We start from the raw sequence: 8,492 nt of genomic DNA on the forward strand, positions 1-8,492 counted from the left end.
AACAAAGAGTCTCTACTTTTTGTTTGAACGCTTTTTATTAAATAATACTACATTTCTCAACATCACGTAATTGAAATGTAGTATGGGTGGAGATGGAAATTTAATGTTAGGTGGAAATTACCATAAAAAAAGTAATGTTAGTATAAAAACACTAACATTACGAAAAGCAACTTTATTTCATTATTTTAGACATTTCTGGATTACCATGTGCCAAACGGCTTGCTGCTGCGGCCGCAATGGCACCCACGATATCGTCTAAAAATGTATGTGTTTGATTGGACTGTGTATGATCGTCTAAACGTTTGATCAACTTAGGTTTTGTTTTATCTAAGAAACCGTAATTTGTAAATCCGATGGAACCATAGACATTAACAATAGATAAAGCTAGTATTTCATCAATACCGTAAAGACTTTCATCTTCTTCGATAATCTCTTGTAAAGGACTTGATAATTTTTTTTGTTCAGTTAATACGTCTAATTCAATACCTGTGAGTACAGCGTTTTGGACTTCTCTTTTTCGCAAAACAGCTTGAACATTTTCTAAACATATGTCCATTGTAATTTCCGAGAGATAAGGTTTTTGCAAATCGTAAACTAATTCAGCGATTTCTTCTAGTTTAACACCGCGACTTTTTAATTTTTTTAAAGCTACTTCGTGTAATTTTGAACCTGATTGAACCATTATTCTTCCTCCTTCTTATTCTTCGAATGATAATTTAGTGCTCTGAATAGGTTGAGCATGTTCTTTTGGATGAATGGAATGGATAGCATGATTTACAGCGATTGGTGCTTCTCCGAAGCCTGTAGCAATTAAGTCTAGTTTGCCATCAAATGTAATACTGTCACCGGCAGCATATATGCCACTGATAGATGTTTCCATCTTACTGTTGACCATAATATCCGTGCGGTCAATATTTAAATTCCATTGTTTGATTGGACCAAGCGATGACACAAAGCCATAATTAACAATAAAATAATCCAAATCAATTTTTAGAAGGCCATCTCCACGCGTCTCTTTGAAAACGACTGAATGGAGTTGATCGTCTTTGCCAATCAATTCATGAGGCACGTAAGGGGTGATTACTTCAACACTTGAAGCTTTTAGTATTTCGACAGACCCTTCGTGAGCTCTGAAACGGTCGCGTCGATGCACTAAGTATACTTTTTTAGCAACTGATTCTAACGTAAGTGCCCAATCGACTGCAGTATCGCCGCCGCCGCAGATCACAACAGTTTTGCCTTTATACTGATCTATTTGTTTTACTATATAATGCAAGTTAGTGTTTTCATATGGCGCAGCATTATCTAGCACCAATTTTCGAGGTTGAAAAGAACCTTGACCAGTGGCAACAATGATGGTCTTTGAATAGTGTATGCCTTTAGATGTTTTTAGTGAGAAAAGATTTTCATCCAATTTTGTTATATCCCGCACTTCTTCTTCTAAACAGATAGTTTGGTCGAAATGTTGCATCTGTGCTTTAAGTTGATGTATTAATTCCTTACCCGTCACGCCCGCATATCCTCCAACATCATAAAGTGTTTTTTCTGGATATAAAAGTGCGACTTGCCCACCCAGGACGGGTAAAGATTCGATTATTTTAGTTTTAGCGTTCCTCATGCCAGCATAAAAAGCGGCAAACATTCCTACAGGGCCGCCCCCAATAATAGTTATATCGTATATTTCTTCTGAACCAATCAAGCGTAACCCTCCGTATAGTTTTTGCTGTAAGATTTAAATTTTTTTAGTAAAACAAGCTGATTACAAGTGCAATAATAATGCCTGAGATTATTCCAAAAAACACTTCAATAGGCTTATGTCCTAAAAATCCTCGTGATCTTAATTCTTCGTCATCTTCTTGCAAGACTTCTTCATGTTTGTATTTTGAAAAAGATTTTTTCAAATCATCAAAATCTCTAATTAACTCATTGATAATGATACCATGTTCGCCACTTTGACGTCTTACCCCCATAGAATCAAACATGACAATTACACCAAAGGTAAAAGCAATAGCTACATAAGGAGAAGCTATACCATATTCTATTAATAAACTTGTTACTAAGGCAGTTACTCCAGCTGAGTGAGAGCTAGGCATACCGCCGGTCGAAATAGCCAAAGCAACTGTTGAAGGCCGTCTGAGAAAATAGGCAATGGGGATTTTAATAACTTGAGATAAAATAATAGCTGATAATGCAGCAACTAATGGAAAATTTTCGAATAGTGTCATATAACAACGTCCTTTGCGTAAAATAATTTCTTCTTTTAATAATAACATGAACAATAGAAAATGATTATAAAAAAGTTTTACAAATACAAAACTTATTGGAAATATGGTTCAACTAAGGTAAACTAAAGACACATCTAAATTAGGAGGAACAAACAATGAGTGAATTTCCACAATTAAAAAATGATCAAAATAAGGGTCTAAGAGCAGTGATTAAAACGAATAAAGGTGAACTGGCCATCCAGTTATTTCCAGAACATGCGCCTAAGACTGTAGAAAACTTCGTTGGATTAGCTAAAAAAGGATATTATGACGGTGTTATTTTTCACCGTGTCATTCCTAATTTCATGATTCAAGGTGGCGATCCTACAGGAAGTGGTATGGGTGGAGATAGCTTCTTCGGCGGAAATTTTGAAGATGAATTCAGCCCAGAACTGTACAATTTAAATGGGGCTCTATCAATGGCTAATGCTGGTCCAAATACTAACTCAAGTCAATTCTTTATTGTGACAATGTCAGAATTGCCTGAACAAATGGTATCCCAGTTAAAAGATGCCGGATATCCAGAAGAGATTATCGAAGCATATAAAGAAAAAGGCGGAACTCCTTGGTTAGATCAGAAACATACCGTTTTTGGCCAATTAATTGAAGGTTACGACGTAGCAGATAGTATTCAAAATGTTGAAAAAAATGCTATGGATAAACCTGATAAAGACATTGTTATTGAGAGCATCTCAATACTAGACAGCGAATAAGTATAATTTAAGGAAAGGAGGTCTATCATGTTAGGTGCTATTGAAGCAGGAGGAACAAAATTTGTTCTAGCAGTGAGTGATAATAATCTTGAACATGTAGAAAGATTATCCATTCCCACAACTACACCAGAAGAAACATTTGGAAAAGTGTTTGAATTTTTTGATAATTATACACTGGATGCTATGGGTATTGGATCATTTGGTCCTATTGATGTTAATAAAAAATCAGCGACTTACGGTTATGTAACGTCAACACCGAAATCGGGATGGAAAAATGTAGATTTCTTGGGAAGATTAAAAGAAAGATATGATGTGCCGATGGGATGGACGACGGACGTGAATGCAGCCGCATTTGGAGAATTGAAAAAAGGTGCTGCTATTGGAAAAGAGTCATGTCTGTACCTCACTATAGGAACCGGTATCGGCGGTGGAGCTGTAATAAATGGTGAACCGCTAGAAGGTTATGGTCATCCTGAAATGGGACATATTTTGGTAAGAATGCATGAAAATGATTCTTTCGAAGGGGCCTGTCCATATCACAAGAATTGTTTGGAAGGACTTGCATCGGGACCAGCCATTGAAAAAAGACATAATAAAAAAGCGCAATATTTAACAGATAATGATGAGGTTTGGGAAATAGAAGCCTATTATCTAGCACAAGCTTTAATGACGTATACGTTAATATTAAGTCCCGAAAAAATCATTTTAGGCGGCGGAGTAATGAAACAAACACAATTGTTCCCGCTGGTTAGAACTGAATTTTCTAAACTACTTAATGAATATGTGGCCACGCCAAATTTAGAAGAGTACATTGTTGCACCAAAATTACAAGACAATGCAGGGATTACAGGTTGCTTGCTCTTAGCTCAAAACGAACTATAATAAAAACACGATTCTCAATTTTTTTGAGAATCGTGTTTTTATTTGAATTGAAAGGCTTACTGAGCATAGTGATCAAATACTATTTTTATTCTGTTAAGGCCGTCCTCCAAAAGTGAATTAGGAACTGCGAAGTTTAAACGCATATAGGATTTACCATTAGGGCCATAACTTAATCCGTCATTTAAGCCGATTTTACCAACTTGAGCGAATGTCTCCCTCAATTTTTCATCTTCAATATTTAGATTTGAGGAGTCAAACCAAAAGAGGTAGGTGGCTTCGGGAACCATGTATGAAACATTGGGAAGTTGAGTATCAAAAAAATTGGTGACCATAGATCTGTTCGCCTCTAATTTCAATAATAATTGTTTGTGCCAATCTTTTGAGTTGGAAAAAGCAGCTTCTGTCGCCTTCATCCCGAACGTATTAATGATATCCAGTTCTGTTTCTTCTTGAACCTCAATGATTTTTGCTCTTAATTCATCATCAAAAGCCACTATGAATGAAGCCTTGACTCCAGCAATATTAAATGTTTTTGTTGCAGAATGAAGTGTTATTACCCAGTTTTTATAGGATTCGTCAAGCGTTACTGGAGAAGTGCAGATTTTATCGCTATAGACTAGATCACTATGGATTTCATCACTAATTAAAATAACGCTATATTTCTTGCACAATTCTACCAGTTCAGTAAGTTCTTCTTTTGACCATACGCGACCACCTGGATTGTGAGGATTACTAATAATAAATAACTTTATATTTTCTACTGTTTTGAACTGTTTTTCTATATTTTTGAAATCCATTGTATACTGTCCGTGTTCAAGTTTTAGGGGTGTACGGTAAACATGCCGGTTGTTTTTATTTACCATTGAAAAGAATGGAGTATAGACGGGGTCGTGAATCAATACGCCGTCTCCAGGATTCGACAAGGCTTGAACGGTAACAGCTATTGAAGATAATACACCGGGTGATAGCATGATGTGCTCTTTTTTTACTTCCATATTGTGATTTTCTCTTTGCCAATTAATAATGGATGTAAAAAGTGAATCTTGGGGGAAAGTATACCCTAGTACTTCGTCATCGATGACAGACCTTAAGGCATCTTTTAATGGTTCGGCATTATCAAAATCCATATCAGCTACCCACATAGGTAGTACGTCAGCCTGGCCGAATATTTTCTCGGCTCTGTCCCATTTGACACTTCCAGTATTTTTTCGGCTAATCACTTTATCAAAGTCCATATAATCGCTCCTTCAAGATATATTTATGCTTCCAGTATCTTGCATATGACCGATTAAAGCAAGGTGTTTTCTGGAAGAGTACTTCCCAAATAGTTACATTCGTGCTATACTATTTATTGATAAATTCACTCATATAACGAAAGCAAAGAGGTGAGTTCATGGCTTACAAAATCGGCCAAAAAGTAAGGGGAACTGTCACAGGAATTCAACCGTATGGAGCGTTTATTTCCATTGATGATGAAACACAGGGCCTTGTTCATATCTCTGAATTAAAACATGGATATATTAAAGATATTGCAGAGATTGTTTCTAAAGGTGATGAAATAGATGTTATGATAATGGACATAGATGAATATTCACAAAAAATTAGTTTGTCACTTCGAAGTCTGCAGAAACCCAAGTATCATCCTTTTTCAAATCGTAAAAACATTTCTAGGTATGGTAAAAAAACAGGTGTTGGATTTAAATCAATCGATGATAAGATGTCTAAGTGGACACAACAAGCTTTAAGAGAACTAGAAGGAAAGAGAAAATAAAGTGACCTTAAAATATAGCAACAGAAGGGTGTGAATGATATTGATTAAGGATAGTCACTATGTAGCTAGTACGATCTTAGTTAAAGATTCAGATGGTAGATATGTTTTTTTAGTTAAAAGAGAGGAAAATGGTTATTCGTTTCCAGCCATACGGGTTGAGCCTAAAAAAACAGGACTTGCTTGTGTGATTAGTAGATTAAAAGAAGTCGTAAACATTGAGATAGAAAAATTAGAGTTAAATGAGTTAACTAATGCTATTGTAAATGATAATCGGATTCCCTTATTTGTATTTATTTATGAAGATGAGGACGTGATATCACCTGAAGAGCTCTTAATAGAAGATAGTGGTTTGTCATGGGTACATTCAGATAACATCATGTCCACCCTTGAAGAATGGAAGATATCTGGAGTACCGCAATTTTTACTTATATAATTTAAAAAAAAATGGAGGAATTATTTTATGTCATATATCACGTTTGATGACTCTAAAGTTATGGGTCAATTTATTAAAAATGAAGAATTAGAGTACATGCAATCACAAGTAAGTGCTGCGCATCAATTGTTACGCGAAAAAACTGGACCAGGTAACGAATTCTTAGGTTGGGTAGATCTTCCTGAGGATTATGATAAAGAAGAATTTGGTCGTATTAAAAAAGCTGCCCAAAAAATTAAATCAGATTCAGAGATTCTTGTGGTTATCGGTATCGGCGGATCATATTTAGGTGCTAAAGCGGCACTAGACTTTTTAAATCATAACTTCTATAATTCTTTGAATTCAGATAAACGTGAAACCCCTCAAATATTTTTTGCAGGGAATAACATAAGTTCAACTTATTTAACAGATCTTATTGAAGTTATTGGAGAAAAAGATTTTTCAGTTAACATCATTTCTAAATCGGGTACAACGACGGAACCGGCATTAGCGTTTAGAGTATTCAAAAACCTATTGATTGAAAAGTACGGTGAAGAGCAAGCAAGAACACGTATCTTTGCTACAACAGATAAAGAAAAAGGTGCTTTGAAATCATTAGCAGACGCTGAAGGTTATGAATCATTTGTTATTCCAGATGATGTTGGTGGACGTTTTTCTGTATTAACTGCTGTTGGACTGCTGCCTATCGCTGTAGGTGGTGGCGATGTTGATGAATTAATGGAAGGTGCAAACCAAGCACGTCAAGATTTTTCTAACGATAAAATATCAGAAAACAGCGCATATCAGTATGCTGCTTTGAGAAATATTCTTTATAGAAAAGGCAAAGTGACTGAATTATTAGTTAATTATGAGCCAAACCTACAGTATATATCAGAGTGGTGGAAACAATTATTTGGAGAATCTGAAGGTAAGGACCAAAAAGGCATTTATCCGTCCAGTGCAAACTTCTCTACTGATTTACATTCTTTAGGACAATATATTCAAGAGGGTAGAAGAAACTTGTTTGAAACAGTTATTAAAGTTGAAAAACCGAAAAAATCTCTAACCATTCCTAAAGAAAAAGAAGATCTAGATGGTTTAGGTTATTTGGAAGGTAAAGAAATTGATTTTGTTAATACAAAAGCCTTTGAAGGAACATTACTAGCTCATACAGACGGCGAGGTTCCGAACTTTGTTTTAACGATCCCGGATACTTCAGCTTACACATTAGGATATCTCTTTTATTTCTTTGAAGTTGCTGTAGCCATTTCTGGTTATATGAATGGTGTAAATCCATTTGATCAACCCGGAGTGGAAGCTTATAAGAAAAACATGTTTGCTTTATTAGGCAAGCCAGGTTTTGAAGATTTAGCGAAAGAATTAAATAATAGACTTTAAGAGTAATTATAGGGAGAAAAGAGTTTTGACTCTTTTCTCTTTTTTTTTATTTAAGTAACGGAATTGAGGAGAAGTGATTATGGGGGACGCTAAAGTGGTCCAAGCACAATTAGAAGATTTAAATAAAGTGAAAACACTGTTATTTGAAACGGCAAAATGGCTAAATGATAAAGGATCTACACAATGGGCAGGTTTATTAAAAGGTGAAGATGTACACAACATACAAGAAGCAATCAAACGTAAAGAAGTTTATTTGGTTTATCATTCCGATTTTTTAGTGGGAACATTTGCCTTGTGGAGTAAACAAACAGCTTGGGATGAAGACTTTTGGGGAAGAGATTCAACAAATGATGTGCTTTATTTGCATCGCCTGGCATTATCGGAGGGTGAGCATGGGAAAAATACTGGCAATTTATTACTAGATAAAGCTAAAGAAGTCGCTAGATTGGAGAAGAAATCTGGACTTCGATTGGATTGTGTTGCGTCCAATAGATATTTAAATGCTTTTTATAAGAATAATGAGTTCAATCAAGTGGGCTCTGTAGAACAATATGATAATGGAGAAGACCTGCAAGACTATCATTTGTACTTTTGGGAAAACAAGTAATCATTTCAAATTTGTTGTTGACTATGTATCAATAACCTGTTAAGATTATTCTCGTTGCTACAAAACATAGTAATATATTTTGTGGCAACGAAATAATAATTTGTGGTTGACTTTTGAACCATGACACGGTATACTCAAGTAGTTGTCGTATAGCTAAAGGTAACGCTTACAACGTTTAAGTTTTTTCGAAAAAACTTTAAAAAGTTCTTGACAATCGAAACGGAAGCCTGTAGTGTTATACGAGTTGACACATTACGTCGTCAGCGGTTGAACGAAATAGATCTTTGAAAACTGAACAAAGTAAACAATCAAATGTGCAGGTGTCTTCGGTTCAATTTATTGGACCAAGACAACACAAACGAGTTAACATGTTTAACTCGGAATTATGTAACACGAGCTATTTCAAACTTAAAATTGAGAGTTTGATCCTGGCTCAGGACGAACG

At 35.4% G+C, this 8,492-nt stretch carries 10 protein-coding genes; 6 read left to right on the forward strand and 4 right to left on the reverse strand.

The window, feature by feature from the left end; translation table 11 throughout:
• Nucleotides 1–172: 172 nt before the first annotated feature.
• The 3 genes from AX762_RS12645 to AX762_RS10160 are packed head-to-tail and all read right to left on the reverse strand — an operon-like array spanning nucleotide 173 to nucleotide 2,225.
• Nucleotides 173–682 carry a phosphatidylglycerophosphatase A gene (locus tag AX762_RS12645; RefSeq protein WP_071849023.1) on the reverse strand — a complete coding sequence of 170 codons (510 nt, stop codon included), beginning with the start codon at nucleotides 680–682 and terminating at the stop codon, nucleotides 173–175.
• Between the two features lie 15 nt (nucleotides 683–697).
• Entirely contained in the window at nucleotides 698–1,696 is a 999-nt protein-coding gene (locus tag AX762_RS12650) for an NAD(P)/FAD-dependent oxidoreductase (protein WP_071849031.1), read from the reverse strand.
• Nucleotides 1,697–1,742: 46 nt separating this feature from the next.
• Nucleotides 1,743–2,225, reverse strand: a complete 483-nt coding sequence (locus tag AX762_RS10160; RefSeq protein WP_071849024.1) for a divergent PAP2 family protein — start codon at nucleotides 2,223–2,225, stop codon at nucleotides 1,743–1,745.
• A 155-nt stretch (nucleotides 2,226–2,380) separates the two neighbouring features.
• Between AX762_RS10160 and AX762_RS10165 the strand changes: the two genes are divergently transcribed.
• Both AX762_RS10165 and AX762_RS10170 read left to right on the forward strand, forming a co-directional pair.
• The gene (locus AX762_RS10165; protein WP_071849025.1) at nucleotides 2,381–2,977 is read left to right on the forward strand and encodes a peptidylprolyl isomerase; all 597 of its coding nucleotides are present in this window, start codon (nucleotides 2,381–2,383) and stop codon (nucleotides 2,975–2,977) included.
• 27 nt (nucleotides 2,978–3,004) lie between these two features.
• A complete protein-coding gene (locus tag AX762_RS10170) occupies nucleotides 3,005–3,859 on the forward strand; it encodes an ROK family protein (RefSeq protein ID WP_177244088.1) in 855 nt (284 codons plus the stop codon).
• 56 nt (nucleotides 3,860–3,915) lie between these two features.
• Here the strand turns inward: AX762_RS10170 and AX762_RS10175 are convergent, their stop codons facing one another.
• On the reverse strand, nucleotides 3,916–5,094 hold the full coding sequence (locus AX762_RS10175) for a MalY/PatB family protein (protein WP_071849027.1): 1,179 nt from the start codon (nucleotides 5,092–5,094) through the stop codon (nucleotides 3,916–3,918).
• 158 nt (nucleotides 5,095–5,252) lie between these two features.
• Here AX762_RS10175 and AX762_RS10180 point away from each other — a divergent pair, with 158 nt between their 5' ends.
• The 4 genes from AX762_RS10180 to AX762_RS10195 all read left to right on the forward strand — a co-directional run bounded on the left by AX762_RS10180 (nucleotide 5,253) and on the right by AX762_RS10195 (nucleotide 8,047).
• On the forward strand, nucleotides 5,253–5,630 hold the full coding sequence (locus AX762_RS10180; RefSeq protein ID WP_071849028.1) for a CvfD/Ygs/GSP13 family RNA-binding post-transcriptional regulator: 378 nt from the start codon (nucleotides 5,253–5,255) through the stop codon (nucleotides 5,628–5,630).
• A gap of 34 nt (nucleotides 5,631–5,664) precedes the next feature.
• Nucleotides 5,665–6,063, forward strand: coding sequence for an NUDIX hydrolase (locus AX762_RS10185; protein ID WP_083432923.1), 399 nt, complete (start codon nucleotides 5,665–5,667; stop codon nucleotides 6,061–6,063).
• 27 nt (nucleotides 6,064–6,090) lie between these two features.
• Nucleotides 6,091–7,440, forward strand: coding sequence for a glucose-6-phosphate isomerase (locus AX762_RS10190; RefSeq protein ID WP_071849029.1), 1,350 nt, complete (start codon nucleotides 6,091–6,093; stop codon nucleotides 7,438–7,440).
• Nucleotides 7,441–7,519: 79 nt separating this feature from the next.
• Complete coding sequence (locus AX762_RS10195; RefSeq protein ID WP_071849030.1) at nucleotides 7,520–8,047, forward strand: N-acetyltransferase; 528 nt, start codon at nucleotides 7,520–7,522, stop codon at nucleotides 8,045–8,047.
• Nucleotides 8,048–8,492: the final 445 nt, after the last annotated feature.

The sequence above is a fragment of the Alkalibacterium sp. 20 genome (assembly GCF_001885615.1).
GTDB lineage: Bacteria > Bacillota > Bacilli > Lactobacillales > Carnobacteriaceae_A > Alkalibacterium.

Bases quoted from the DNA above. Each gene is read 5' to 3' on its own strand.
- AX762_RS10185 (WP_083432923.1), top strand. From the start codon at position 5,665: ATGATATTGATTAAGGATAGTCACTATGTAGCTAGTACGATCTTAGTT.
- AX762_RS10180 (WP_071849028.1), top strand. From the start codon at position 5,253: ATGGCTTACAAAATCGGCCAAAAAGTAAGGGGAACTGTCACAGGAATT.
- AX762_RS10175 (WP_071849027.1), bottom strand. From the start codon at position 5,094: ATGGACTTTGATAAAGTGATTAGCCGAAAAAATACTGGAAGTGTCAAA.
- AX762_RS10165 (WP_071849025.1), top strand. From the start codon at position 2,381: ATGAGTGAATTTCCACAATTAAAAAATGATCAAAATAAGGGTCTAAGA.
- AX762_RS10170 (WP_177244088.1), top strand. From the start codon at position 3,005: ATGTTAGGTGCTATTGAAGCAGGAGGAACAAAATTTGTTCTAGCAGTG.
- AX762_RS10190 (WP_071849029.1), top strand. From the start codon at position 6,091: ATGTCATATATCACGTTTGATGACTCTAAAGTTATGGGTCAATTTATT.
- AX762_RS10160 (WP_071849024.1), bottom strand. From the start codon at position 2,225: ATGACACTATTCGAAAATTTTCCATTAGTTGCTGCATTATCAGCTATT.
- AX762_RS10195 (WP_071849030.1), top strand. From the start codon at position 7,520: ATGGGGGACGCTAAAGTGGTCCAAGCACAATTAGAAGATTTAAATAAA.
- AX762_RS12645 (WP_071849023.1), bottom strand. From the start codon at position 682: ATGGTTCAATCAGGTTCAAAATTACACGAAGTAGCTTTAAAAAAATTA.